Below are 25,187 nucleotides of genomic sequence, written 5' to 3' on the forward strand. Positions count from 1 at the left end.
ACGTCGACGGTCGTGCCCTCGGGGAAGCGCAGCTCGTGCACCACCCCGTCGAACGGGATCGGCAGCTCCACGGCGCCGCACGTCACGGAGTTCGTGACCGTCGACGTCACGCGCACGATGAAGCTCGTGGCGGAGCTCAAGGAGGACAAGGACATGGCCGGGGTGCGGGTCAACCCGCTCCTGATCATCGCCAAGGCCCTCCTCGTCGCGATCAAGCGGAACCCCGAGGTCAACGCCGCCTGGGACGAGGCGAACCAGGAGATCGTGCAGAAGCACTACGTCAACCTGGGCATCGCCGCCGCGACCCCGCGCGGACTCATCGTCCCGAACATCAAGGACGCGCACGACCAGACGCTGCCGCAACTGGCCGCGTCCCTGGGCGAGCTGGTCTCCACGGCCCGCGAGGGCAAGACGTCTCCCGCCGCGATGGCGGGCGGCACGGTGACCATCACCAACGTCGGCGTCTTCGGCGTCGACACGGGCACGCCGATCCTGAACCCGGGCGAGTCCGCGATCCTCGCGGTCGGCGCGATCAAGCTCCAGCCCTGGGTCCACAAGGGCAAGGTGAAGCCCCGCCAGGTGACCACCCTCGCCCTCTCGTTCGACCACCGCCTGGTGGACGGCGAGCTCGGCTCCAAGGTCCTCGCGGACGTCGCCGCGGTCCTCGAGCAGCCGAAGCGGCTGATCACCTGGGGGTAGTGACCCCGGTGGTACGTGCATGAGGTGGGCCCGCGAGACGTTCGCGCGGGCCCACCGTCATGTGCGCGCGCCCAGCGAGGTGAGGCGCGCCATCTCCTCCTCGGAGAGCCGCAGTGCGCCGGCCGCCACGTTCTGCGCGAGGTGGTCCGGGTCGCTCGTCCCGGGGATCGCGAGGACGTGCGGCCCCTGCTGCAAGGTCCAGGCCAGCCGGACCTGCGGGATCGAAACCCCGTGCGCGCGGGCGACGGCACACACCTCCGCCTCGTTGTCACCGACCGCAGGCCCCGCCTCCCGTCCGGGCCCGGCGATGGCGAAGAACGGGACGAACGCGATGCCGAGTTCACCGCAGTGCCGAAGGAGGGCCCGCTCCTCGCTCGGCGCCCCGATTCCGTAGGGATTCTGGACGCAGACGACCGGGGCGATGTCCCGGGCCTCGGCCAGTTGGGCGGACGTGACGTTGGAGACGCCGAGGTGGCGGATCAGCCCGGCCTCGCGCAGTTCGGCCAGCGCGCCGAAGTGCTCGCCGATCGAGCCGGTCCGACCGCTCGGCGGTACGCGGAGGTTGACCACGTCGAGATGATCGCGGCCGAGTTGGCGAAGGTTCTCCTCGACCTGGGCGCGCAGCTGCGCCGGCTCGGCCCACCACCACGCGCCCGAGGGGTCGCGGCCGGGCCAGACCTTGGTGGTGATGACCAGATCCTCCGGGTAGGGCGCCAGCGCGCGGTTGATCAGCTCGTTGGCGGATCGGGTGGCCGAGAAGTAGAACGCGGCGGTGTCGATGTGGTTGACCCCGAGCTCGACCGCCCGCCGGAGCACGCTGATCGCCCGCTCACGGTCACGGGGCACGCCGTCGCCGAAGGGTGCGGTACCCGTCAGGCGCATCGCGCCGAAGCCGACGCGGTACACCGGCAGGTCACCGAGCCGCCAAGTCCCGCCGTGTTCAGCTGGGTTCGTTCGTGCAGGCATGACTGAGGTCTCCTCTTGCGGTGGGTGGCGGAAGCGGTCGCCGGGCACGCGGCCCCGTCCCGGCCCCGTCCCGGGCTCTTCGGCGGGCCCGTCGAGGGGTTCGCCGGTACCGGGTGAGCTGGACGTGTGGCGAGAGCCGGGCGTGTGGCGCGCTCCGGGCGTGTGGCGCGGCCGGGCGTGTCCGGGAACGAAGAAAGCCTCCCCGGCGGAAGGAAATCCGCACCGAGAAGGCTCACGTAACACCCGGCACCTTAGCAGTCCGAGTGGGGTTGAGACCAGAGTTGCGAGTGTTGTGGGTGCTCCCCGGCCCCACGGTGAGTTCGGCGAAGACCGTCTTACCGACGGTGCGCGGCTCGACGCCCCACCGGTCGGCGAGCTGGGCGACGATGAGGAGCCCGCGCCCGTAACAGTCGTCGGCGCCCGCCTCGCGGAGTCCGGGGAGCCGTTCCCCACGGGGGTCGCTGACCTCGATGCGGAGGGTGGTGGCGGTGAGGCTGAGGTGGACCCGGAAGAGCCGGCCCCGCATGCTGCCGTGCAGTAAGGCGTTGGTCGCCAACTCGCTGACCAGGAGGGCGGCTTCACCCGTGTGGTGGGGGTGCCCCCACTCGGCGACCAGGCGGGCGGTCCGCCGGCGGGCGAGGGTCACGCTGCGGGCGGTGGGGGTGTAGTCGAGGCGGTCCTCGTGGAGCGGGGGTTGGGGGTCGGGGRCGGGGGCTTGTTGGGCTGCGGTCATGGGCGCGTGCCTCTCTGTTGAGGTGCGGGCGGTGGCAATGCCGCGCCGGGGCAGGGCGGTGCGCTTCCGCCCAGGAGTGTCGCTGGGTGGCCTGCTGAGTACTGAACGTAGCGATCGGGCGAGGTGTGCACAATCTCTCGGAGATAATTCTCCCCACAAGTGTGATTGTGGCGGTCTGATCGACCGATGCAGACTGTCTCGAACACGGGAGGTGTTGAACGGTGTCAAAGGCGCATGCGGGCTTGGGGAATCGCGTGTCTACCGTCCTTGCGCGGCAGTTGGGTGGTCAGCTGCTGGCCTTTCGAGAGGCTGCAGGTCTCAACCAGGCGCAGGCTGCGGATGCCCTCAGCGCCCAGGCGGCCAAGGTCGCCAAGATGGAGCGGGGCTGGGTGCCGTTCCGGGATCCTGACGTAGTTGCGCTATGCCGGCTGTACGAAGTCGAAGACCCTCAAGTGGTGCAGGGGCTTCTGCGGTTGGCCAAGCTCGATCGGGAGCGACGCAGGGCGAAGGGCTGGTGGGTCAGCTCGCTCACTGCGGGAAATCTGCGGGAGTACATTGCCATGGAGGACGTGGCTATCAAGGTACGTACGTGGCAACTTGCGCTGATCCCAGGCCTTTTCCAGACGCCCGAGTACATGAGGGCTCTGGCGGTCGCAGCCGTCTCTCCTGATGAGATCGACGAGGTCGAGCGCATCGTGGACGTGCGCGTGCGCCGTCAGCACCGTCTGGGTGGTTCGAGTCCGCTCCGCGTACACGCGGTGATCTGGGAGGCTGCGCTGCGTCAGATGATCGGCGGGCCTCAGGTCATGCGTCAGCAGCTGGAACATCTGCGCGAGCTGGCGGAACGGCCCACCATCGATGTTCAGGTCCTGCCCTTCAGGGCCGGGGTGCATTCCTGCGGTGGTGGGTCCTTCAATATTCTTACGTTCGCCGAGGAAGGCGCGACGGACGTCGTGCACATGGACGGTCTACGAACCACCAACTGGGTGGAGGGTGTGGAGGAGAGTGCGTCGTACACCGAACTATTCGCACGCACCTGCGCCATGAGCCTGTCGCCGTACGACTCAATGCGGTTTCTCGAAAGCGTCGCCAAAGGGATGAACGAATGACCAGTTTCCGCTTCACGAAGTCCAGCTACAGCGAGCCGAACGGCGAGTGCGTCGAGGTCGCACGCAACATCCCCGGCGCCGTCGCCGTCCGCGACTCCAAGCGGGCCGATGGCCCCGTCCTCCTCCTCGCCCCCACCGCGTGGCACGCCTTCCAGGCCGGCCTGCGCAGGGCGTAGGGGCAGACCGGGGGGTATCCCCCTCTCGACCCACCAGCCCGCTGGATGTCCTCGCGACGGTCCGTCCGCGATCGTCGATTCCCTGACGCAGATCGCGTACGGGGAGAGGAACACCTTGCGACACGGGATATCCAAGGCGGCAACCGCACTCGTGGCACTGGCCCTTGCCGGTGGGGCGACCGTTCCCGCCGCCGCGGCGCCACGGCCCGCCGTCGACGGCATCTGGCGGGTGAACGGCTACGGCACCGTCCTGTCGATCGCGCACGGGCGGCTTCAGGAGTACCAGACCACCGCGCTGGGCTGCATCAAGGGCGAGCCGGCGAAGCAGACGGCACCGGGCGTGTACAGGTCCGGCGACGGGACGCTCCTCACCGTCCGGGCGTCCGGGACGCTACAGCTGTCGGGTTCGGCCGGGTACCGGGAACTGCGCCGGCTGGGCAGGCTCCCGGCGGCATGTGCGCAGCCCGCAGCCGAGGATGACCCGGTGGCGACGTTCGACGTCTTCTGGCAGTCCTTCGAGGAGAACTACCCGTTCTTCGCCGCCAAGGGCATCGACTGGCATGCCGTACGGGACACGTACCGGCCGAAGGTGCACGCCGGCACGTCCAGGGACGAACTCTTCACCCTCTTCGGCGAGATGGTGAAGCCGCTGTACGACGCACACGTCACCGTCTTCGACGGCGAGCGGCGCTTCTCCCAGGTCCGTCCGGGTACGGCCGTGATCGGCAGTGATCTGGACACCAAGGTCAAGGACTACATCGTGCGGAGCGACCTCGACGGCGAGCCGCTGCGGGAGTTCGCGAACGGCCGGATCAGCTACGCGGATCTGCCCGGCGGGCAGGGCTATCTACGGCTGTCCGGGTTCGCCGGTTACAGCAGCGAGGAAGGGCATGCGTACGCCGCGGAGCTGGCCGAGCTCGACAAGGCGCTGGACACCGTGTTCACCGCCGAGCGCACGGCCTCGCTCACCGGACTCGTCATCGACCTGCGGATCAACGGCGGCGGTGCGGACGCCCTCGGCCTGCACCTTGCCGGGCGCCTGACCGACTCCTCGTACACCGCCTACCGCAAGCGCACCCAGTACACCCGGCCGCAGCCCGTCCCCGTGAAGCCCGCACGCGGCGTCCCCCGCTACGGCGGTCCGGTGGCCGTGCTGACGGCCGCGACGACGTTCAGCGCGGGCGAGACGTTCACCCAGGCCCTCATCGACCGGCCCGGCCGGACCGTCCGCATCGGGGAGAACACGCAGGGCGTCTTCTCCGACACCCTGGACCGCACCCTGCCGGGCGGCATGACGGTCTGGCTTCCGAACGAGGAGTTCCTCACCCGCCGGGGAGGGACCTTCGACGGCGCGGGCATCCCGCCCCACATCCGTACACCGGTCTTCACCGAGGAGGAGTTCGCGACGGACCACGACTCGGCCTTCGACGCGGCGGTCGCCGTCCTTCGGGAGCAGAAGCCGGCGTGAGGCGCCACGTGCCGGTCCGGTGTGTCGGGTTACGGGTCTGTCCCAGCCGGGGGCCGCGTCGAACGAGTGCGGAACCGTGGCGGGAGGTGGCCGCAGGGCAGGCCCGGCGGCGGGTTCCGGAGCGGCGCAGCCGGTGCGAAGGGGTGAGTCGCCGGCCTGTACGTGTAACAGGCATGTCTTAGGCGGTGGTTCGGCGGAACGGTGCGGCGGGCCCGCCGCTCATGGTGGTCAGTAACGCTCGCTCGTACCCGACGCGTACGGAGCGGCCGGTCCCGTTCACCGATGCTGAGGAAGAAATGATGCGCGCTCACAGGATCACCTTCGCCGCCCTGGTCGTCGCCGCCGGTCTCTCGCTCACCGCCTGCCAGAACGGTGACGACGGCGCGGCGGCGAGCGACCCGTCGTCCGCCTCCTCGGCCTCCGCCGCTTCCTCCGCGGGAGGAGGCTCGGGCTCGGGCGGTTCGGATCAGGACAGCGGCAAGGAATCCGGCACCGGCTCCGACGGCAAGGGCACGGCCGACCCCGCCGGTTCCGGCTCCGGTTCCGGGGACGGCACGGCTCCCAAGTGCACCACCGACGGGCTGGAGATCACCGCGCAGGACGGCTTCATCGACGGCGACCCCGATGGCAGCGTCGTGGTGGCGCTGAAGAACGGCAGCGGCGCCGACTGTGTGATCTCCGGGTTCGCGGGCGTCGACCTGAAGACCAACGCTGGGGACATCTCCGCCACGCGCAAGGGTGAGCCCGGCGACCCGTACACCCTCAAGAACGGCAAGGAGATCGACTTCTACGTCAGCTACCCGCTCAATGAGACGGGTGGCTCCGGCGTCCACATCACGGGGCTGGTGGTGACCCCGCCGAACGAGACGAAGTCGGTCACTCTCGCCTGGCCGGGCAACAGCTCGCTGCCGGTCACGGACGGCTCCGGCTCCTCGGTGCTGGTGGGCCCGATCGGCAGCGCGGGCCAGGGCGGCTGACCCGCACGCACCTGCGCGCCGGGCGGACCGGACGGAAGGAGGGGCCCCACGCGCTTTCCGCGGGGCCCCTCCTTCCGTCACTCCGGAGCGGGCTACTTCTTGAAGCCGTAGTCCATGAGCTTCTTCGCGTCCGCGGTGCGGTTCGCCTCCGAGGTGGAGGTCAGGACCGTGCCGATGACCGTCTTGCCGTTGCGGGTGGCGGCGAAGACCAGGCAGTACCTGGCCGTCGGGCCGGAGCCGGTCTTCACGCCGATCGCGCCGCTGTAGGTGCCCAGCAGCTTGTTGGTGTTGGTCCACGACATGTAGCGGTAGCCACCGCTCTTCGTGGTGACCTTCTGCTTCGTCGACTTCGTCTTCACGACTGCGCGGAACGCGGAGTACTTCATCGCGCTGCTCGCGAGCTTCGTCAGGTCGCGCGGGGTCGAGTAGTTGGACCCGTTGCTTATGCCGTCGAACGAGTCGAAGTGCGTGTTCTTCAGGCCGAGGGTCTTGGCCGTGGAGTTCATCTTGCCGATGAACGACTTCACCCGGGCCGCGCGTGTCGAGCCGGAGCCGAACTTGTCGGCGAGCGCGTAGGCGGCGTCGCAGCCGGACGGGAGCATCAGACCGTAGAGCAGCTGACGGACCGTGACCTTGTCGCCCACGATGAGGCGGGCCGAGGAGCCCCCCTTGGCGACGATGTAGTCGCTGTACGCCTTCTGGACCGTGACCTTGGAGTCCAGGTTGAGGCCCTTCTGGGCCAGCACCACCCGGGCGGTCATGATCTTCGTCGTGGAGCCTGTGGAGCGACGGGTGTCCGCGGCTTTGGTGAACAGCGTCTTGCCGGTGCCGTTGTTCATCACGAAGCCGCCCTTGGCGACGATCTTCGGAACCGGCGGTGCGGCGGCCTGTGCGGTGGAGGCGAAGGCGCCGCCCGCGATGACGGCACCTGCGGTGAGAGCCACCGTGGCGGTAGCCGAAACGCGCTTCATGCGCTGAATGCCGAGTTTCAAGTTGAATGCTCCAAATGCCCATGGAAGGCGGCTGCATGGGGTGCCGCGCATGGGTGAGACGTGCAGGGGCGAGGAATGGTTGTGGCGTAGGCGGGGCGATTTTTCGCGATATCCGGGCGGCGTCACCGGCCGAGTCGGTCACCCCTAATGGCCGGCCCGATGGGCAGCGCCGGCCGGGGCGGCGGCTCGGGTGGTTCGGGCGTGGTCGGGAGGGCAATCCCCAGGTCGCGCCGCCGGTCAGCCCCCGGGGCCGCCCTGCCGACAGCGCCTCCCGGCGGCGGGGGCAGGCAGGATGGGCCGGACCCCTCTTCCCTGGTGGGATGGGCGCCACCCTCGAAACCGGCGGCGAAGGGCCGCAGGCCGAGGGCGGAAATGGGGTCCCTCATGCAGGTCTTACGAAGGCGTCGGCGACGACTGCTCGTCCTGACCGGTCTCGCCGCACTCCTCCTCGCCACGTCGGGCGGCCTGCCGGCCGTCGCGGACGGGCAGCACGCCGGTCCGCTCCAGCGGCAGGTTGACGCGATCCATGACACCGGAGTGGTCGGGGTGTCCGCCGAGGTGACGGCACCGGGCACCCGCACGCGGGCCGTCGCGCGGGCCGGGGTGGCCGAGAAGGGCACCAGGAGGCCGATGCCCCCGGGCGGCAGGTTCCGGATCGGCAGCGCCACCAAGACGTTCACCGCCACGGTCGTGCTGCAACTCGTCGGCGAGGGGCGCATGTCCCTGGAGGACACCGTCGAGCGGTGGCTTCCGGGAGTGGTCGCGGGCGGTGGCCTCGACGGCAGCCGGATCACTGTCCGGCAGCTGTTGCAGCACACCAGCGGGATCCCCGAAGTGCTCCCGGAAATAGCCGCGTTGAACAGCGCCGACGGGTACCGGGCCGAGCGGTTCCGTACGTACACCCCGCAGGAGTTGGCCGGGCTGGCGATGGGGCGCCCGGAGGTGATGACGGGCGACGCGGTGTGGTCGTACTCCAACACCAACTACATTCTCGCCGCGATGATCATCCGAGAGGTGACGGGCCGGAGCTGGGACCGGGAGGTGGCGGACCGGATCATCCGGCCGCTGGGCCTGAGCGGCACCAGCACGCCCGGCACCTCGCCGTTCGTCCCCGGCCCGCACGCCCATGCCTACACCACGTTCGGCACGGGCAAAGGCACGGATGCGGGCGTCATCGACGTGACCGCGCTCAACACGAGCATGGCCATCGGATCGGGCGCGGTGATCAGCACCACGCACGATCTGAGCCGGTTCTACGGCGCGCTGCTCGGCGGCCGCCTCCTGGAACCGGCGGAGCTGGCCGAGATGACGTCCACCGTCGAGGCACCCGGGATGGGCGTCCGGTACGGTCTCGGGCTGGGCGAGATCCCGTTGACCTGCGGCGGCAGCTACTACGGGCACCCGGGCGAACTGCTCGGCTACCGCACCTGGGCCGGCATCACCCGGGACGGATCCAGGACGGCCGTCGTGTACGCCACGAGTGACGGCGGCCCGGACACGCAGCAGGCCATGAGGACACTCGTGGACCAGGAACTGTGCGGAGCCGACGCCCTCGGGGAGGGGCGGACCGGCTAAGGGGCGGTGGCGGTCCACGCCGCCTCGATCATCTCGAAGATCTCGTCCACGGCGGCCTCCGGATCGGGCGCCTCACGGGACAGCGCGTACGCGTCGACCACGAACCTCGCGATCGTCCGGCAGGCCGTTGTGGTCCGACCCAGCCCGGGATCCGCGGCGATGGCCGCCGCCAGCGTCTCCGCGTGGCGCAGCCGCATCGATTCCTCGTACTCCCGCAGAGCGGACGACCCGACGACCATGTCCCAGACCGGGGCGTTGCCGTCCGCCGTGCAGTGGCGTACCAGGGCGTGGATCTCGTGGCGCAGGGCGGGCAGGAGCGGTTCGTCCGGCGCCCGGCCGGTGACCGCCGCGGTGAGGCGCTGCTCGAAGGCCGGGTCCTGTTCGAACACCAGGGCCTCCTTGGAGGCGAAGTGGGAGAAGAGCGTGGTGACGGCCACATCGGCCTCGGCGGCCACCTCGCGGATGCCCACCGCGTCGTACCCGCGTTCCAGGAAGAGCCGCAGGGCGGTGTCGGCGATCTTCTGGCGGGTCGCGGCCTTCTTGCGCTCACGGCGCCCGGACTCAACGGTCATACGGTGACGCTAGCAGGTAGGAAATCCTCACCGTTCCAAAAAGCTAACGGTTAGTGTTACGTTCCTCCGTATGAAGAAAGTGAGCTTCGCCGAGTTCGGCGGTCCGGACGTTCTGCAACTCATCGATGCCGAGGAACCCCACGCGGGCCCCGGCCGGATACGCATCGCCGTGCGGGCGGCGGGCGTGAACCCCGTCGACTGGCGGGTCCGCGAGGGGCAGGTGCTGGGTGCCCATCCGACCGAGTTGCCCGCCGGGGTGGGGCTGGACGCCGCCGGGGTGGTGGACGAGGTCGGCGAGGGCGTCGCCGGGGTCGAGATCGGCGACCAGGTGTTCGGCGAAGGATCCAGTACGTACGCCGAGTTCGCCGTGCTGTCCGCCTGGGCCCGGATGCCGGAGGGCCTGACGTTCGAGGAGGCGGCCGGCTACCCCTCCGTGGTGGAGACCGCGCTGCGCGTCCTCCGCGAGGTCGGCGTGCTGCCCGGTCAGACGCTGCTGGTCAGCGGGGCGTCCGGTGGAGTCGGGTCGGCGGTGCTGCAGATCGCCCGCGAGCGCGGCATCACGGTGATCGGCACGGGCGGCGCCTCGAACCAGGACTACCTGCGGGGCCTGGGCGCCCTCGCCACCACGTACGGCGAGGGCTGGACCGAGCGGGTGCGGCAGCTCGGCCGGGTCGACGCCGCTCTGGACCTGGCCGGTTCCGGGGTGGTCCGTGAGCTCGTCGAGCTGACGGGGGATCCGCGGAGGGTCGTCTCCATCGCGGACCTCGGTGCGCCGGAGTTCGGTGTCCGGTTCTCCGGCGTGGCCGGGAGCGTGCCGGACGCGCTCGCCGAGGCCGCCCGGCTCATCGCGCGCGGGAAGCTCCACATCCCGGTCGAGAAGTCCTACACGCTCGCCGAGGCCGCGGAGGCGCACATCGACAGCCGGGCCGGCCACACGCGCGGGCGTCGGGTCATCGTCGTCTGACCGGATCGGTGCGCGGCCGCGGCCTGGGAGGGGTCGCACGCACGCCTGTGGGACCTCGCGCACGTGCCGGCCTGCGGGCCCGGTACGCGAAGGGGGCCGACAGGCGACGGGGTCCGGTCCGCGAAGGAGCCCGGTAGGCGAAGAAGCCTGTAAGCGGACGGGCCCAGTACGCGACGGAGCCCGGCGTACGCGCACCGCGTACGCCGGGCTCCTGTCCTGCGTCAGACCCGGCTGAGATACCTCGCGAGCCCGTAGTCCATGAGCTTCTTGGCGTCCGACGTGCGGGTCGCCTCCGAGGTGGAGGTCAGGACCGCGCCGATGACGGTCTTGCCGTGACGGGTCGCGGCGAAGACCAGGCAGTACTTGGCCGTCGGGCCGGAGCCGGTCTTCACGCCGATCGCGCCGCTGTAGGTGCCCAGCAGCTTGTTGGTGTTGGTCCACGACATGGAGCGGGTACCGCCGCTCTTCGTGGTGACCTTCTGCGTCGTCGACTTCGTCTTCACGACCGTGCGGAACGTGGAGTACTTCATCGCGCTGCTCGCGAGCTTCGTCAGGTCGCGCGGGGTCGAGTAGTTGGACCCGTTGTCTATGCCGTCGAACGAGTCGAAGTGCGTGTTCGTCATGCCGAGGCTCTTGGCCGTGGTGTTCATCTTGCCGATGAACGACTTCACCCGCGCCGCGCGCGTGCTGCCGGAGCCGAACTTGTCGGCGAGCGCGTACGCGGCGTCGCAGCCGGACGGCAGCATCAGGCCGTAGAGGAGCTGACGGACCGTGACCTTGTCGCCCACGATGAGGCGGGCCGAGGACGCGCCCTTGGCGACGATGTAGTCGCTGTACGCCTTCTGGACCGTGACCTTGGAGTCCAGGTTGAGGCCCTTCTGGGCCAGCACCACCCGGGCGGTCATGATCTTCGTGGTGGACCCGGTGGACCGGCGGGTGTCCGCGGCCTTGGTGTACAAGGCCTTCCCGGTCCCGTTGTTCATCACGAAGCCGCCCTTGGCGACGATGGTCGGAGCCGGCGGCGGGGCGGCCTGCGCCGTCGAGGCGAACGCGCTGCCCGCGATCACGGCGCCTGTGGTCAGCGCCACCGTGGCGGCCACGGAAGCGCGCCTTGTCCGTTGAATGCCGAGAATGCCGAGTTTCAAGTCGATGCTCCAAAGGCCCCTGGAATGCGGCTACATGGGGGTGCCGCGCGGTGATGAGACCGATGGGGCCGACAAATGGTTGTGGTGTGCGGGAGGGTGATTTTGTACGACATCCGGGGGCTCGGGTTCCGGATGTCGGGCAGCGGGCCGGCGTCCGCATCGTGGAAGGGTTCACGCTTGCGTGCATGTTGTATCTATGCTGTGCGCATGCCTGCTCCAGCCGCGTCCCCCGTCCGCCCGCCCGCGAAGCGGCCCCCCGCCGCCGAGCGCGTCTACACCCACATCAAGGACGCGGTCCTGAGCCGCCGCTACGAGGGCGGGACGCTCCTGACCGAGGGCGACCTCGCCGACGCCGTGGGTGTCTCCCGTACGCCCGTGCGCGAGGCGCTGCTGCGGCTGGAGGTCGAAGGGCTGATCAAGCTCTACCCGAAGAAGGGCGCCCTCGTGCTCGCCGTCTCCGCTCAGGAGATCGCCGACGTCGTGGAGACCCGGCTGCTCGTCGAGGAGTTCGCCGTACGCAAGGCGGTGCCCGCCTCGGCGAAGCTGATCGCCCGGCTGGAGGAGCTCCTGGAGGAGCAGCGGCAGTTGTCCGAGGCCGGCGACCTGGCCGCCGTCTCCGTGAAGGACCGCTGCTTCCACGCCGAGATCGTCCGTCACGCAGGCAACGAGATCCTGTCCCGCCTCTACGACCAGCTGCGCGACCGGCAGCTGCGGATGGGCGTCGCGGTCATGGAGTCCCACCCCGGCAGGATCGCCGCGAACATCACCGAGCACGGTGAGCTGCTGGAGGCGATCAGGGCCGGTGACGCGGACGGTGCCGCGCAGGTCGTGCGCCGCCATGTCAGCCGGGTCAAGGTGCTGGTCAGGGGTGAGGACCGGTGAGTTCTGCCGCCGCTCCCACCCTGTCCCTGCCCGGCGATCCGCCCGGTGGCCGGCGTGCCGCCTGGGTCTGGGGCATCGGTGTCGCCGTCTACTTCGTCGCGATCATCTTCCGCACCAGTCTGGGTGTCGCGGGACTCGACGCCGCCGAGCGCTTCGACGTCAACGCCTCGGCGCTGTCCACCTTCTCCATCCTTCAGCTGCTCGTCTACGCGGGCATGCAGATACCCGTGGGGCTGATGGTCGACCGGCTCGGCACCAAGAAGGTGCTGGCCATCGGGGCCGTCCTGTTCACCCTCGGCCAGCTCGGCTTCGCGCTCTCCCCCTCGTACGGCAGCGCGCTGGCCTCCCGCGCCCTGCTCGGCTGCGGCGACGCGATGACGTTCATCAGCGTGCTGCGGCTGGGGGCCCGCTGGTTCCCGGCCCGGCGCGGCCCGCTGATCGGACAGGTCGCCGCCCTCTTCGGCATGGCGGGCAACCTCGTCTCCACGCTGGTCATCGCCCGGTCGCTGCACGGCCTCGGCTGGACCACCACCTTCGTCGGCAGCTCGCTGGCCGGAGTCGTGGTGCTCGTACTGCTCCTGCTCTTCCTGAAGGACCACCCCGAGGGGTTCGAGCCGCCGCCCGCCGAGCACGCCGGTGCGACGTACGTACGCAAGCAGATCGCCGCCGCCTGGCGGGAGCCCGGCACCCGGCTCGGCATGTGGGTGCACTTCACGACGCAGTTCCCGGCCATGGTGTTCCTGCTGCTGTGGGGCATGCCGTTCCTGGTGGAGGACCAGGGGCTGAGCCGGGGGACCGCGGGGGAGCTGCTCACGCTGGTGGTGCTCTCCAACATGGCCGTGGGCCTGGTCTACGGGCAGGTCATCGCCCGGCACCACGCGGCCCGGATCCCGCTCGCCCTCGGGACGGTCGGCATGACGGCCCTGCTGTGGGCGTCGGCCATCCTCCACCCCGGGGACCATGCGCCGATGTGGCTGCTGATCACGCTGTGCGTGGTGCTCGGCGCCTGTGGGCCCGCCTCGATGATCGGCTTCGACTTCGCCCGCCCGGCCAACCCGCCGGAGCGCCAGGGCACGGCGTCGGGCATCGTCAACATGGGCGGCTTCGTCGCCTCGATGACCACGCTGTTCGCGGTCGGTGTGCTGCTGGACGCGACCGGCGACAACTACCGCATCGCGTTCGCCTCGGTCTTCGTCCTGGAGGCGCTCGGCGTCGTACAGATCCTGCGGCTGCGGCTGAAGGCCGCGCACCGGGAACGCGAGCACCATGTGATCAGCCGCGTGGAGGCCGTGCACGTGCCCGCGTGAGCGCCGCGCCCATGCCGGCGTGCCCGTCCGGCCCCGGAAACTGCGGTGCGCCCGTCCCTTCGCGGGGCGGGCGCACCGGCGGTGCAGTGACTACGGGGTGACGGCGAAGTTCTGCAGGATCGCGGCGGCCAGGTCCTGATCGCCCTCGGCCTTGATCCGGTCCGCGACGGCACCGGGCCGCACCCGGCCGCAGGCGAGGCGTACGTACGTCTCCCAGTCCATCGCCAGCGACACCACGGGACCGAGCGAGGGCGCGCCGTCCACCGAACCGCGGCCCTCCGCGTCGACCCTGACGGTGCGCAGGAACTCCATCGGGCCGTGCACATCCAGCACGACCGCCGAGTTGGGCGGTGCGCCCGCGTCCTTGGCCACGACCTTCGGCAGCGACAGAAGCAGCGTGTCCCGGACGACCGTGGCGCCGGGAGAGTCGAGGTTGCCGGGCTTGCCGAGCGTCGTCCGCAGATCCTGCTCGTGCACCCAGACGTCGAAGGCGCGCATCCGCAGCGCCAGTTCGAGGGTCTGCTCGGCGCCGAGCGGGGCCCGCGTCATGGTCTCCGGGTCACGCGTCTCGTTGCGCAGCTGACGGGACCGGCGGATGATCGTGTACTCCAGCTCCGAGGTCATCTCCGGCGCGGTGTGGTGGCGCCGGACGTCGACCTGCATCTCCATGTAGCGGGCGAAGTCGCTCTGCACATGGAAGAGATCACGCGGAAGCGTGTGGATGGGACGCGGGTCGCCGAGCTGCTCGCACTCCATGCCGATGATGTGCGAGACGATGTCGCGCACCGACCAGTTGGGGCATGGCGTACGGCCGTTCCACTCCCCCTCGGTGAGCGGGCTCACCAGCTCGGCTATCGACTCGATGGAGTGGGTCCAGGCGTCGGCGTAGGTCTGGAGGCTGGGATGGACGGTCACGGGACCCCTCGTGCGGTTCTGCGGTGCATGGGCTGGAGAGCTGGGCGCGGACGGCGGGATGCGAGCTGCGAGCGGCGATGAGGTTCGGTGGCTAAGTTACGCTGCGAGCAGGCACCCCGGCAGTGCTTTCGTGTGACGATCGTAGGCCCGTGTTGACGGCTCGAATGCCAGGACGGTGGTAGTGTGCGCGCCTCCCTCATCCAGATCGCAGTAGACCCGGCCGAATCCGTGCAGGCCCGCAGGGAACGCGCGGCTTCCCTGATCGCGGCCCAGCGGGGGGCGGACCTGGTGGTCCTGCCCGAGCTCTGGCCGGTCGGCGCCTTCGCCTACACGGAGTTCGAGGCCGAGGCCGAACCGCTGCACGGTCCCACGCACGAGGCGATGGCCAAGGCCGCCGCCGATGCCGGGGTCTGGCTGCACGCGGGGTCCTTCGTCGAACGCGATGCCGACGGCACGCTCTACAACACCACGCTCGTCTTCACGCCTCAGGGCGAGCGGGCCGCCGCCTACCGCAAGATCCACCGCTTCGGCTTCGACCGGGGCGAGGCGGTCATGATGGGCGCCGGCGACGAGCTGGTGACCCTGGCCCTGCCGCAGACCACCCTCGGCCTCGCCACCTGCTACGACCTGCGCTTCCCCGAGATGTTCCGTGGACTCGTCGACGCCGGTGCCGAGACCCTCGTTGTCGCGGCCGGCTGGCCGGAGCGCCGCCGCGCCCACTGGACGCTGCTGGCCCAGGCCCGGGCCGTGGAGAACCAGGCCTACGTCCTGGCCGTCGGCTGCGCGGGAACCCACGCCGGGGTCCCGCAGGCGGGACACAGCATCGTCGTCGACCCGTGGGGCGAGGTGCTCGCCGAGGCGGGCGCGGACGAGGAGGTCCTGACCGTGGAGTTCGACCCGGTCAAGGTCGCCACCACCCGGGACCAGTTCCCCGCGCTCAAGGACCGCCGACTGGGGCTGGCGCCGCCTGTCGTGCGGGGCTGACCGTCCTCGGTACAGGGCTGACCGTCCTCGGTACGGGGCTGACCGTCCTCGGTACGGGGGCTCCTGCCCTCGGTACGGGGCTTACTGCCCTCAGTACGGGGCTGGCCGAGGACGGTGCCTGTTTCACGTGAAACAGGCACCCGGCTCGTGTGAAGCCGGCACCCGGCTCCCGCGAGACAGGCACCCGGCTCCCGTGAGACAAACACCCGGCTCCCATGAGACAGGCGCCCGGTCACATGAAACAGGCATCCACGCCGCTCAGTCCTCGTGCTCCTTCTCCGCGAGCACGATCACGCACACCGCCACCGCGATCAGCAGCCCCGCGTCGGCGTCCTCGCGCACGATGTCGATCCCGTACGTGTCCCGCACGGTCAGCCAACGGCGCGAGATCTGGGCCAGCAGCTCCCCGTCGTAGTCCACGGCGAACTCGCGGTCCAGGATCTTGCCGCTGACGTCGAGCTCGGTCCCGTCCACGAGCGTCACCCGGTAGTGGTTGCGCAGCAGCGACAGCCGCTTCCGCTTGACCTTCGCGAGCTGCTCGCCGTCCCGCTCGATGAGCATCGTGTCGCGCAGGCTGAGCAGCTTCTGCCGGATCTCGATCACGATCCGGCCCTGCGCGTCCTTCAGCTCGAAGGTGTCGCGTACCCGCATGGCCTTGCCGTCGACGAGGAAGACCTTGCGGCCGTCGGTGTCCTCGATCCAGTAGTCGTCACCGATGCCGAACAGTCGCTCACGTACGAGAAGTCTCATGGCTCACAGGTTCCCCGAGGCCCCTGCGGAATGCGCGGACGCCACGTTGGGGTTGACTGTTCCTATGGCAACACGTGCGCGCGTCAGGGCCCCCGAACTGATCGGCAAGGGCGGCTGGCTCAATACAGGCGACCGGCAGTACACCCTCGCTGACCTGCGAGGGCGCATTGTGATCTTGGATTTCTGGACATTCTGCTGTGTGAACTGCCTGCATGTCCTCGATGAGCTGCGCGAGCTGGAGGAGAAGCACCGCGACACCGTGGTGATCATCGGCGTGCACTCGCCGAAGTTCGTCCACGAGGCGGAGCACCAGGCCGTCGTCGATGCCGTCGAGCGGTACGAGGTCCACCACCCGGTGCTCGACGACCCCGAGCTCGCCACCTGGAAGCAGTACGCCGTACGCGCCTGGCCGACGCTCGTCGTCGTGGACCCCGAGGGCTATGTCGTCGCCCAGCACGCGGGCGAGGGTCACGCCCACGCCATCGAGAAGCTGGTCGAGGAGCTGGAGGCCGAGCACGCGGAGAAGGGCACGCTGCGCCGCGGCGACGGCCCCTATGTGGCACCCGAGCCGGTGGCCACGCACCTGCGGTTCCCCGGCAAGGCGCTGCTGCTCGCCGACGGCGGCTTCCTGGTCTCCGACACCACCCGCCACCGCCTGGTCGAGCTGGACGCGGACGGCGAGAGCGTCCGGCGTCACTTCGGGTCGGGTGAGCGCGGACTCGCGGACGGCGGGCCCGACGACGTCCGGTTCAGTGAGCCGCAGGGGCTGGCGCTGCTGCCCGACGGGCGGATCGCCGTCGCCGACACGGTCAACCACGCGATCCGGGCCCTCGACCTCACGACCGGTGTGACGACGACCCTCGCGGGCACCGGCCGCCAGTGGTGGCAGGGCGCCCCCACGAGCGGCGCGGCCCGTGAGGTCGACCTCTCCTCGCCGTGGGACGTCGCCTGGTTCGACGGCCGGCTGTGGATCGCCATGGCGGGCGTGCACCAGCTGTGGACGTACGACCCCGAGGCCGGCACGGTCCGGGTCGCGGCCGGCACCACCAACGAAGGACTGGTCGACGGACCGGGTGCGGAGGCCTGGTTCGCCCAGCCGTCCGGGCTCGCCGCGACCGAGGACCGGCTGTGGGTCGCCGACTCGGAGACGTCCTCCCTGCGCTACGTCGACCGTGAGGGCGCCGTGCACACGGCCGTCGGCACCGGGCTCTTCGACTTCGGCCACCGCGACGGAGCCGCCGCACAGGCGCTGTTCCAGCACCCGCTCGGCGTCACCGCGCTGCCGGACGGGTCCGTCGCCGTCTGCGACACGTACAACCACGCCCTGCGCCGTTACGACCCGGCGAGCGACGAGGTCACCACGCTGGCCACGGACCTGCGCGAGCCGAGCGATGCCGTGCTGGTCGACGGCGACCTCGTGGTCGTCGAGTCCGCCCGGCACCGGCTGACCCGGCTGCGGCTGCCCGAGGAGGCGGTACGGGTCGCCGACCAGGCGCACCGGACCCAGCGCGCGGCGACCGCGATCGCCCCCGGCACGCTCCGGCTCGACGTCGTCTTCCAGGCGCCCGCCGGCCAGAAGCTGGACACCCGCTACGGGCCGTCGACCCGGCTGCTGGTCTCCTCGACACCGCCGGAGCTGCTGGCCGCGGGCGAAGGCGCGGGCACCGACCTCTTCCGCGACCTGGTCCTCGCCGACGGCGTCACCGAGGGCGTCCTGCACGTCTCCGCGATGGCCGCGTCCTGCGACGACGACCCGGCGAACGAGTACCCGGCCTGCCACGTCCACCAGCAGGACTGGGGCGTCCCGGTCACCGTGACCGCCGAGGGGATCTCGCGGCTGCCGCTGGTGCTGGCGGGCATGGACGAGCAGGGCTGAGAGCGCGTCGGCCGGGACGGACGCGCGGGACCACCGCGGTCCGCCCCGGCTGCTGCACCACCGGCGACCCTGGCGACCCCGGAGGGCTTTCGCCCGTCGTCGGCGCGGGCAGGCCGAGCCGCATCCGCCCCGGGGACCTTCACCCGCCGACGGCGGGAGAACCGTCATCCGTCGTCGGCGAGACGCCGGACCGCTTCCTCGTAGCGCCGTACGTACTCCTGCCCCGCGGCGACGCGCAGCAGCGCCTCCAGGGCCCGTACCGCGCCCACGTCGTACCCGGACCGTTCGGCCTCCGTGGCCGCCAGGTCCAGGAGCAGGACGCCCTCGTCCTCCGCGCCCAGGGCGAGCTGCGCCTCGCCGCTGACGGTCGTCAGGAGCACCCGGCGGGCCGCTTCCTCGGGCTCGGGGCCCAGCTCGAAGGCGGCGCGGGCGGAGTTCAGGGCGTCCTGCGGGCGTCCCGCGGTGAGCTGCATGCGGGCGAGGTGCTGGAGGGCGAGCATCTCCGTGTGCGCGTCGGGTTCCTTCCTGGCCAGCTCCAGCGCCCGGCCGCAGCCCTCCATCGCCACGTCGAGGCCGCCCTGTTCGGCCTGGACGATCGCCAGGTTGATCAGGGCCGTCGCCTCGCCGAGCCGGTCCGCGGCCTGCCGTGCGAGGCCGGGCGAAGGCTCCAGAAGAGCCACGGCCTCGGCGGTCCTGCCCTCTTCGGCCAGCACCCAGCCCAGCAGATTGCGCACCCGGGACTCGGCGTACGGATCGTTCCGCGCGACCGCCGCGGCCAGGGCCAGTTCCAGCATCGGGGCCCAGCCGTCCCGCGCCCGCCACACCACGTGCGGCCACTGGAGCAGGATGATCCGCCAGGCCCGGTCGTCGAGTCCCGCGGTACGGGCGGCGGCAGCGGCCAGGGAGAGGTCCTCGCGCTCGGCCGCGAGCCAGTCCATCGCCGCGTCCCGGCCGGCGAAGTCCCTTACGGCGGCGGGCCGGCGGAAGCCGTCCGGCAGCACGAAGCACGGCTCACCGCCGGGTTCGGCCGTGTCCGCGGCGGCCAGCGCGGTGGCGATGTAGTGGTCGAGCACGCCGAGGAGCGCGTGCGGGCCTGCCGCCGGGTCGAGCCCGCGGGCGTAGAGCCGCACCAGATCGTGCAGTATCCAGCGTCCGGGCCCGGCCTCGGTGACCAGGTGGGCGGCGGCGAGCCTTTCCAGCGCGGCCGCGGCGACGACCGGGTCGCTGCCGGCGAGCGCGGCGGCCGTGTACGGGTCGAAGTGGCTGCCCGGGTGGTGGCCGAGACGGGTGAAGTGGCGGACGGCGTCCGGCGGCAGCTGCTGCACGGTCAGCCGCAGCGCGGCGGAGACCCCGGTGTCCTCCACGGCGAGATACGTCAGCCGACTGCGCTCGTCGGCCAGTTCGTCCGCCATGTCGGCGAGCGTCCACTGCGGACGGCCCGCCAGCCGGGCCGCCGTGACCCGCAGGGCGAGGGGCAGTCCGCCGCAGAGCTCGGCGAGCCGCCGGGCGGCCACCGGCTCGGCGGTGACCCGTTCCTCGCCCAGCACGCCGGCCAGGAGCGCGGTGCCGTCCGGCGGCTCCAGCACGTCCAGCGGCACCGGGACGGCGGCGTCCGAGGCGATGAGGCCCTCCAGCCGGTGCCTGCTTGTGATCAGCGTGACGCAGTCCGTGCCGCCCGGCAGCAGCTGCCTGACCTGCGCGGAGTCACGGACGTTGTCGAGGATGACGAGCAGGCTGAGCCGGTCGGTCAGCGAGCGGAACAGCGCCGCGGCGCCGGTGACGGACTCCGGGATCCGGCGCGGCGCGACCCCGAGCGCGAGCAGGAACTCGCGCAGGACCTCCAGGGGCGTCGGCTCACCCGTGTCGGAGAACCCGCGCAGGTCGGCGTAGAGCCGCCCGTCCGGGAACGCCGCGGSCGACCTGCTGCCCCGTGCTCCCCGCGGCTTCCACGGGCGCGGCGCCGAACTCACCGCGCTGTCCCGGGCGGCGGCCGGCGAGGCACCCGTCTGTCTGCTCACCGGACCGGCCGGGGTGGGCAAGACCGCGCTGGCCCTGCACTGGGCACGCCGGTCGCCCGCGGCGTTCCCGGACGGGCGGCTCTACGCCGACCTGCGCGGGTTCTCCGACACGGGTGAGCCGACGCCCCTGGAGGTCCTGCGCGAGTTCCTGCTCGCGCTCGGGGTCGCGCCGCGCCGGATCCCGGAGTCCGTCACCGGCGCCGCGGCGCTGTTCCGCTCGCTGACCGACCGGCTCAGCCTGCTCGTCATCCTCGACAACGTCCGTGACTCCGCGCAGGTCAGGCCCGCCGAGCGGGCGCACCCCTTGGCGGGCACTGCGGGATCCCCGATATTCTGGACGCTTGTCCGTGACCCGGAACCGGGCGCGTCACGCCCGGGAATGGGAGAGCCGCTCGTGGAGTTCCGGTTGCTCGGCACGGCGGGGCGTGCCGGGGCCGGCAGGTCGGCGCGTTCCGGGGCGGCTCCGGCGCCGTCGTGGGTCGCGGGTGCGCGGTCGGCCTCGGTAGCCCCGGCGGGGGCGCCCGGGGACCGGTCGTCCGCCGGTTCCGGATCGCCGCGCAGGATCTGCGCGTACGCGTCGGCCAGCTCGCGCCCCGGGTCGATGCCGAGCTCGTCGGCGAGCATCCGGCGGGTGCGGTGGAACTGATCCAGCGCCTCGGACTGCCGGCCCGACCGGTACAGCGCCGTCATCAGGGCCGCGGCCAGGGACTCCCGCATCGGGTGGGCGTCCGCCTCGGCCCGCAGGAGCGCCGCCGCGCGGTGGTGCTCCCCCAGCACGGCGTAGGCGCGCGCCAGCTGCTCGACCGTCGCCAGCCGGGACTCCTCCAGCGCGTGCGCGGCGGCCTGGAGCGGCGCGCTGGCGTACGTACCGGTGAGCGCGGGCCCCTGCCACAGCGACAGGGCCTCCTTCAGCATGAGCACGGAGTCGGCCGGGCTGCGCTGCTCCCGGGCCAGCATCAGCAGTTCCTCGAACCGCTGGGAGTCCAGCAGGGTCTCCGGCGCCCGCAGGACGTACGCGTCGCCCAGCGTCGCCAGTTCGACCCCGTACGCCTCCGCGTCCGCACCCGTCAGCAGGACGCGCAGCCGGGACACATGGCCCTGGATGACCGTGCGGGCGTGCAGCGGCGGGTCGTCGTCCCACAGGCAGTCCGTCAACCGCGCCATGGACACCGGTGTGTTGGCGCGCAACAGCAGTGCGGCCAGCAGGCTGCGGCGTTTGGCGGGGCCGAGTGGCAGCGGCCCGGTCAGCGTGTCGACGCAGACCGTGCCGAGCAACCGGAACTCCACGAGCGGCTCTCCCATTCCCGGGCGTGACGCGCCCGGTTCCGGGTCACGGACAAGCGTCCAGAATATCGGGGATCCCGCAGTGCCCGCCAAGGGGTGCGCCCGCTCGGCGGGGCGCACCCACGCAGGTCACAGCCGCCGTTCGTCGTCACCCACCACGGTGGTGGTGGGCGGTACGACCATACGGCGCCGGCGCATCACGCTCGCGTAGACGAAGACGCCGATGATGCCGACGATCATCATGATCCAGCCGACCATGTCCACGTTGACGGTGTCCAGTTCCCAGTCGGTGGCGAAGGCGAGTATCGCCCCCGCACCGATGAGGATGATGCAGCCTCCGAGTCCCATGAGTTCCGCCTCCTTGACGGCCCGGAAGCTCCGGACCGTGTACGGCTCGCGTACCCGGACCGCCGACGAGCATGCTCCCGCCGGGCCGGTGGACTACGTGAGGGAGTTCTGTGCCGGGACGACGACCCCGTACAGGTCCGCGATGGTGGCGAGGGCGCCGAGGTGGACCTGGCGGGCGTTCAGTTCGGTGCCGTCGACCGGCAGGGAACGGGTGGCGCAGGCGTCGGCCACGACGGTGGGCCGGTTGCCGCGCAGGAAGGCGCCCTGCGCGGTGAACTGGACGCACATGTGGGTCATGAACCCGGCAAGGACGAGGTCGGTCCGGCCCGCGGCGTCGACGTGCTCGCCCAGGTCGGTGCCGACGAAGGAGTCCGGTGCCTGCTTGACGACGACGGTCTCGCGGTCGGCGGGCGCGACCGCCGGGTGGATCCGGCCGATCTCGGCCCGGATGTCGTACGCGGAGCCTTCCCCGCCGTCGTTGATCACATGGATGACCTTCGTGCCCGCCTCGCGCGCCTGTGCCAGGAGGCGGGCGCCGGCGTCGAGCGCGGCCTGCCAGCCGTCCAGCTCCATCACACCGGTCGTGTAGGTGTTCTGGTAGTCGATGAGGACCAGGGTCGAATCGGCGAGCTTCGCGGGGGTGTCGTCGAGGCCGTTGAGCTGGCGCAGCGTCGTTCGGGGCATGACTGTGGCACCTCGGGTGTCGGGTCGGGGAGGTCGGCGCCCACCGGACCGGCGGGCCGTACCTACGACGCTACGGCCCGCCCCCTGTGTCGGCAATGTCGTCTAACATGCAGAAACCGACACCATCGCGCGAGCCAGACAGGAGGCCCGGGAGCCTGTGAGCGTGAGCACCGTCGACCGGCTGGTCGTCATCGTCCTCTTCGACGGCGTCGACCTGCTCGACGTCACCGGACCGCCCGAGGTGTTCTCGCTCGCGCGCCGCGAGACGGAGGAAGCGGCGGGCTACGACGTGGTCCTGGCCGCCGAGACGACCGCCCCGGTCACCACCGCCGCCGGGGTCCGGATCCTCCCCGACCTCACCTTCGACGACCTGGCGGCACGGAGCATCGACACCCTCCTGGTCCCCGGGGCGGTGGWGACCGACGGGCAGGGGCGTGTGCACCCGCTCACCGACCCGGCCGTGGTGCGCCGGGTGGAAGAGCTCGCCGGACGTACGCGCCGTGTCACGTCCGTCTGCGTCGGCGCGCACATCCTCGCCGCTGCCGGACTCCTCGACGGCAAGCGGGCCACCACGCACTGGTCGACCGCACAGCGACTCGCCGCCGACCACCCACGGGTGGAGGTCGACGCCGATCCGATCTTCATCCGCGAGGGGGACGTGTGGACCGGCGCGGGGATCAGCGCCTGCCTCGATCTGTCGCTCGCCCTCGTCGCCGACGATCTGGGCGAGGCCGTCGCGCTGCGGGTCGCCCGGCAGCTCGTGATGTACCTGAAGCGGCCGAGCGGCCAGAGCCAGTTCAGCGTTCCGCTGGAACAGGTCTCCACGACCCGGCGCATCGAGGACCTGCGGCACCACATCATGCGCAACATCGCCGAACCGCTCACCGTCGCGGACCTCGCCGCCCACGGCCACATCGGCGACCGGCAGCTCACCCGGATCTTCAAGACCGAACTCGGCACGACGCCTCACGCCTACATCGAGTCGGTCCGCGTCGAGAGGGCCCGCAACCAGCTCGAATCCACCGACGCCACGCTCGAACGGATCGCGTCCGCCTGCGGGTTCGGCACCGTCGACACCCTCGTCAGGGCGTTCCGCCGCAGGCTCGACACGACGCCGACCGAATACCGCCGCCGCTTCCGGACCGGCCCCCATGACAGCGGTCCCCCTGCCTGACCCAGGCAGGGGGACCGTCGGAGCGTGTCGTCAGCCCGCCAGGAACGACGCCAGCGCGGTGGCCAGCAGGTGCGGGTCGTCGGCGCCGCACAGCTCACGGGCGCTGTGCATCGACAGGATGGCCACGCCGATGTCGACGGTCTGGATGCCGTGCCGGGCGGCGGTGATCGGGCCGATCGTGGTGCCGCAGGGCATCGCGTTGTTGGAGACGAAGGTCTGCCACGGCACGCCCGCCTTCTCGCACGCCGCCGCGAACACGGCCCGCCCGCTGCCGTCGGTCGCGTACCGCATGTTGACGTTGACCTTGAGGATCGGTCCGCCGTTGACGACCGGGTGGTGCGTCGGGTCGTGGCGCTCCGCGTAGTTGGGGTGGATCGCGTGGCCGGTGTCCGAGGAGAGGCAGACGGTGCCGGCGAAGGCGCGGGCGCGGTCCTCGTACGTACCGCCGCGGGCGAACACCGAGCGCTCCAGGACCGTGCCGAGCAGCGGCCCGTCCGCGCCGGTGTCGGACTGCGAGCCGTTCTCCTCGTGGTCGAAGGCGGCCAGCACCGGGATGTACGGGATCTCGGAGTCGGGCTGCCCGGCGACGGCGGCGAGCGCCGCGGTCGCCGCGTGCACGGAGAGCAGGTTGTCCATGCGCGGACCGGCCACCAGCTCGCGGTCACGGCCCAGGTAGGACGGCGCCTCGACGGGGTGCGTCATCAGGTCCCAGCCGGTGATGTCCTCGGCGTCGACGCCCGCCTCCCCGGCGACGAAGCGGATGAGGTCGCCCTCCTCGACGTCACCGAGCCCCCAGATGGGCTGCATGTGCTTCTGCCGGTCGAGCTTGAGCCCGTCGGGGTTGGCCGACCGGTCCAGGTGCACGGCCAGCTGCGGGACGCGCAGCAGCGGCCGGTCGATGTCGACCAGGCGATGCGTGCCGTCGTTCAGCGAGATCCGGCCGGCCAGGCCGAGGTCGCGGTCCAGCCAGGTGTTGAGGAGCGTGCCGCCGTAGACCTCCACGGCGACCTGCCGCCAGCCGTACGCACCGGTGTCGGGCAGCGGCTTCACCCGCAGGTTCGGGGAGTCGGTGTGGGCTCCGACGATCCGGAACGGGGTGTGCGCCCCGGCGCCCTCCGGCACGTACCAGGCCACGATGGCGCCGCCGCGCAGGACGTACTTCCCGCCACTCGTCCCGTCCCAGGCCGCGGTCTCCTCGACCTGCCGGAAACCGGCCTTCTCCAGCCTCGCCGCGGCGCTCGCCACGGCGTGGTACGGGGAGGGGGCGGACATCAGGAAGGCCATCAGATCGTCGGTGTGGCCGCGGTCGAACCGGAGGGAGGAACTCATGTTCTTCACTGTAACCAGGCCCGGCCCGGACGATTCACCGTAGTGCCTCCAGGGCCGCCGCTATCCTCCCGCGACGGCGGCGGAGGGCTTCTCACCGTTCTGCGCCTGCTGGGCGCGCTCGGCGAACACGGCGGCGAACTCCTTCACCTCCTGGTCGGAGACGGCCTCCTTGCCCCGGTTCCCGGTGCTGATACCGAGCACGGTCGTGCCGACCCGGAGCTGGGTGATGGTGGCGGGCCCGCCCATCGTTCCCATCTCGG

Annotated in this window: 24 protein-coding genes and 2 pseudogenes; 13 read left to right on the plus strand and 13 right to left on the minus strand. The window is 71.3% G+C overall.

Features of this window, described 5'->3' with window-relative positions:
- The coding region (locus EAO72_RS27055) for a dihydrolipoamide acetyltransferase family protein (protein ID WP_261991649.1) at positions 1-699 on the plus strand (699 nt) is incomplete at its 5' end.
- Positions 700-756: 57 nt separating this feature from the next.
- Here the strand turns inward: EAO72_RS27055 and EAO72_RS27060 are convergent.
- Both EAO72_RS27060 and EAO72_RS27065 read right to left on the minus strand, forming a co-directional pair.
- Complete coding sequence (locus tag EAO72_RS27060) at positions 757-1,665, minus strand: aldo/keto reductase (RefSeq protein WP_148019801.1); 909 nt, start codon at positions 1,663-1,665, stop codon at positions 757-759.
- A 232-nt stretch (positions 1,666-1,897) separates the two neighbouring features.
- Positions 1,898-2,398, minus strand: coding sequence for an ATP-binding protein (locus EAO72_RS27065; RefSeq protein WP_148019802.1), 501 nt, complete (start codon positions 2,396-2,398; stop codon positions 1,898-1,900).
- 254 nt (positions 2,399-2,652) lie between these two features.
- Here EAO72_RS27065 and EAO72_RS27070 point away from each other — a divergent pair, with 254 nt between their 5' ends.
- The 4 genes from EAO72_RS27070 to EAO72_RS27085 all read left to right on the plus strand — a co-directional run bounded on the left by EAO72_RS27070 (position 2,653) and on the right by EAO72_RS27085 (position 6,128).
- Positions 2,653-3,507, plus strand: a complete 855-nt coding sequence (locus EAO72_RS27070) for a DUF5753 domain-containing protein (RefSeq protein WP_148019803.1) — start codon at positions 2,653-2,655, stop codon at positions 3,505-3,507.
- Positions 3,504-3,683, plus strand: coding sequence for a DUF397 domain-containing protein (locus tag EAO72_RS27075; protein ID WP_148019804.1), 180 nt, complete (start codon positions 3,504-3,506; stop codon positions 3,681-3,683). The genes EAO72_RS27070 and EAO72_RS27075 overlap by 4 nt, the downstream gene beginning before the upstream one ends.
- A 115-nt stretch (positions 3,684-3,798) precedes the next feature.
- The gene (locus EAO72_RS27080; protein ID WP_261991650.1) at positions 3,799-5,151 is read left to right on the plus strand and encodes a S41 family peptidase; all 1,353 of its coding nucleotides are present in this window, start codon (positions 3,799-3,801) and stop codon (positions 5,149-5,151) included.
- Positions 5,152-5,450: 299 nt separating this feature from the next.
- Positions 5,451-6,128: a DUF4232 domain-containing protein gene (locus EAO72_RS27085; RefSeq protein WP_148019806.1), complete on the plus strand. Its 678-nt coding sequence runs from the start codon at positions 5,451-5,453 to the stop codon at positions 6,126-6,128.
- A 92-nt stretch (positions 6,129-6,220) separates the two neighbouring features.
- Here EAO72_RS27085 and EAO72_RS27090 read toward each other — a convergent pair whose 3' ends face one another.
- A complete protein-coding gene (locus EAO72_RS27090) occupies positions 6,221-7,099 on the minus strand; it encodes a D-alanyl-D-alanine carboxypeptidase family protein (RefSeq protein WP_410090504.1) in 879 nt (292 codons plus the stop codon).
- A gap of 405 nt (positions 7,100-7,504) precedes the next feature.
- Between EAO72_RS27090 and EAO72_RS27095 the strand changes: the two genes are divergently transcribed.
- Entirely contained in the window at positions 7,505-8,695 is a 1,191-nt protein-coding gene (locus tag EAO72_RS27095; protein WP_148019807.1) for a serine hydrolase domain-containing protein, read from the plus strand.
- On the opposite strand, the gene EAO72_RS27100 is transcribed toward EAO72_RS27095, so the two are convergent.
- Positions 8,692-9,267, minus strand: coding sequence for a TetR/AcrR family transcriptional regulator (locus tag EAO72_RS27100; protein ID WP_148019808.1), 576 nt, complete (start codon positions 9,265-9,267; stop codon positions 8,692-8,694). The genes EAO72_RS27095 and EAO72_RS27100 overlap by 4 nt on opposite strands.
- Before the next feature lie 70 nt (positions 9,268-9,337).
- Here EAO72_RS27100 and EAO72_RS27105 point away from each other — a divergent pair, with 70 nt between their 5' ends.
- Positions 9,338-10,231: an NADP-dependent oxidoreductase gene (locus EAO72_RS27105; protein WP_148019809.1), complete on the plus strand. Its 894-nt coding sequence runs from the start codon at positions 9,338-9,340 to the stop codon at positions 10,229-10,231.
- A gap of 221 nt (positions 10,232-10,452) precedes the next feature.
- Here EAO72_RS27105 and EAO72_RS27110 read toward each other — a convergent pair whose 3' ends face one another.
- Positions 10,453-11,376: a D-alanyl-D-alanine carboxypeptidase family protein gene (locus EAO72_RS27110; protein WP_410090505.1), complete on the minus strand. Its 924-nt coding sequence runs from the start codon at positions 11,374-11,376 to the stop codon at positions 10,453-10,455.
- 207 nt (positions 11,377-11,583) lie between these two features.
- Here EAO72_RS27110 and EAO72_RS27115 point away from each other — a divergent pair, with 207 nt between their 5' ends.
- Both EAO72_RS27115 and EAO72_RS27120 read left to right on the plus strand, forming a co-directional pair.
- Positions 11,584-12,258 carry a GntR family transcriptional regulator gene (locus EAO72_RS27115; protein ID WP_148019810.1) on the plus strand — a complete coding sequence of 225 codons (675 nt, stop codon included), beginning with the start codon at positions 11,584-11,586 and terminating at the stop codon, positions 12,256-12,258.
- Complete coding sequence (locus EAO72_RS27120; protein WP_148019811.1) at positions 12,255-13,565, plus strand: MFS transporter; 1,311 nt, start codon at positions 12,255-12,257, stop codon at positions 13,563-13,565. The genes EAO72_RS27115 and EAO72_RS27120 overlap by 4 nt, the downstream gene beginning before the upstream one ends.
- Positions 13,566-13,655: 90 nt before the next feature.
- Here the strand turns inward: EAO72_RS27120 and EAO72_RS27125 are convergent, their stop codons facing one another.
- A complete protein-coding gene (locus EAO72_RS27125) occupies positions 13,656-14,480 on the minus strand; it encodes a maleylpyruvate isomerase family mycothiol-dependent enzyme (RefSeq protein WP_148019812.1) in 825 nt (274 codons plus the stop codon).
- Positions 14,481-14,663: 183 nt separating this feature from the next.
- Here EAO72_RS27125 and EAO72_RS27130 point away from each other — a divergent pair, with 183 nt between their 5' ends.
- The gene (locus EAO72_RS27130; protein ID WP_148019813.1) at positions 14,664-15,464 is read left to right on the plus strand and encodes a carbon-nitrogen family hydrolase; all 801 of its coding nucleotides are present in this window, start codon (positions 14,664-14,666) and stop codon (positions 15,462-15,464) included.
- A 258-nt stretch (positions 15,465-15,722) separates the two neighbouring features.
- Here EAO72_RS27130 and EAO72_RS27135 read toward each other — a convergent pair whose 3' ends face one another.
- Complete coding sequence (locus tag EAO72_RS27135) at positions 15,723-16,214, minus strand: LURP-one-related/scramblase family protein (RefSeq protein ID WP_148019814.1); 492 nt, start codon at positions 16,212-16,214, stop codon at positions 15,723-15,725.
- 64 nt (positions 16,215-16,278) lie between these two features.
- Between EAO72_RS27135 and EAO72_RS27140 the strand changes: the two genes are divergently transcribed.
- Positions 16,279-18,090 carry an NHL domain-containing thioredoxin family protein gene (locus tag EAO72_RS27140; RefSeq protein ID WP_148019815.1) on the plus strand — a complete coding sequence of 604 codons (1,812 nt, stop codon included), beginning with the start codon at positions 16,279-16,281 and terminating at the stop codon, positions 18,088-18,090.
- A gap of 164 nt (positions 18,091-18,254) precedes the next feature.
- Here EAO72_RS27140 and EAO72_RS27145 read toward each other — a convergent pair whose 3' ends face one another.
- On the minus strand, positions 18,255-20,108 hold the full coding sequence (locus tag EAO72_RS27145; RefSeq protein WP_261991651.1) for a tetratricopeptide repeat protein: 1,854 nt from the start codon (positions 20,106-20,108) through the stop codon (positions 18,255-18,257).
- On the opposite strand from EAO72_RS27145, the pseudogene EAO72_RS44150 reads away from it, so the two are divergent.
- Positions 20,065-20,286: pseudogene (locus EAO72_RS44150) on the plus strand (hypothetical protein); the annotation flags it as partial. The gene EAO72_RS27145 and the pseudogene EAO72_RS44150 overlap by 44 nt on opposite strands.
- A 275-nt stretch (positions 20,287-20,561) precedes the next feature.
- Here the strand turns inward: EAO72_RS44150 and EAO72_RS27155 are convergent.
- The 3 genes and pseudogenes from EAO72_RS27155 to EAO72_RS27165 form a co-directional block, all read right to left on the minus strand.
- Positions 20,562-21,395 (minus strand): annotated as a pseudogene (locus EAO72_RS27155) (AfsR/SARP family transcriptional regulator); the annotation flags it as partial.
- Positions 21,396-21,521: 126 nt separating this feature from the next.
- Positions 21,522-21,740: a DUF6458 family protein gene (locus EAO72_RS27160; RefSeq protein WP_148019816.1), complete on the minus strand. Its 219-nt coding sequence runs from the start codon at positions 21,738-21,740 to the stop codon at positions 21,522-21,524.
- A 93-nt stretch (positions 21,741-21,833) separates the two neighbouring features.
- A complete protein-coding gene (locus tag EAO72_RS27165) occupies positions 21,834-22,424 on the minus strand; it encodes a cysteine hydrolase family protein (RefSeq protein WP_148019817.1) in 591 nt (196 codons plus the stop codon).
- A gap of 163 nt (positions 22,425-22,587) precedes the next feature.
- Between EAO72_RS27165 and EAO72_RS27175 the strand changes: the two genes are divergently transcribed.
- Positions 22,588-23,598 (plus strand): GlxA family transcriptional regulator, encoded by a 1,011-nt coding sequence (locus EAO72_RS27175; RefSeq protein WP_148019819.1) that lies wholly within the window; start codon positions 22,588-22,590, stop codon positions 23,596-23,598.
- A gap of 30 nt (positions 23,599-23,628) precedes the next feature.
- Here the strand turns inward: EAO72_RS27175 and EAO72_RS27180 are convergent, their stop codons facing one another.
- Together EAO72_RS27180 and EAO72_RS27185 are read right to left on the minus strand one after the other, a co-directional pair.
- Positions 23,629-24,927 carry a M18 family aminopeptidase gene (locus EAO72_RS27180; RefSeq protein ID WP_148019820.1) on the minus strand — a complete coding sequence of 433 codons (1,299 nt, stop codon included), beginning with the start codon at positions 24,925-24,927 and terminating at the stop codon, positions 23,629-23,631.
- 60 nt (positions 24,928-24,987) lie between these two features.
- Positions 24,988-25,187 (minus strand): hypothetical protein (locus tag EAO72_RS27185; RefSeq protein ID WP_410090506.1); only part of this gene is annotated, 200 nt, incomplete at its 5' end.

It is taken from the genome of Streptomyces sp. OR43, from assembly GCF_008042275.1.
GTDB lineage: Bacteria > Actinomycetota > Actinomycetes > Streptomycetales > Streptomycetaceae > Streptomyces.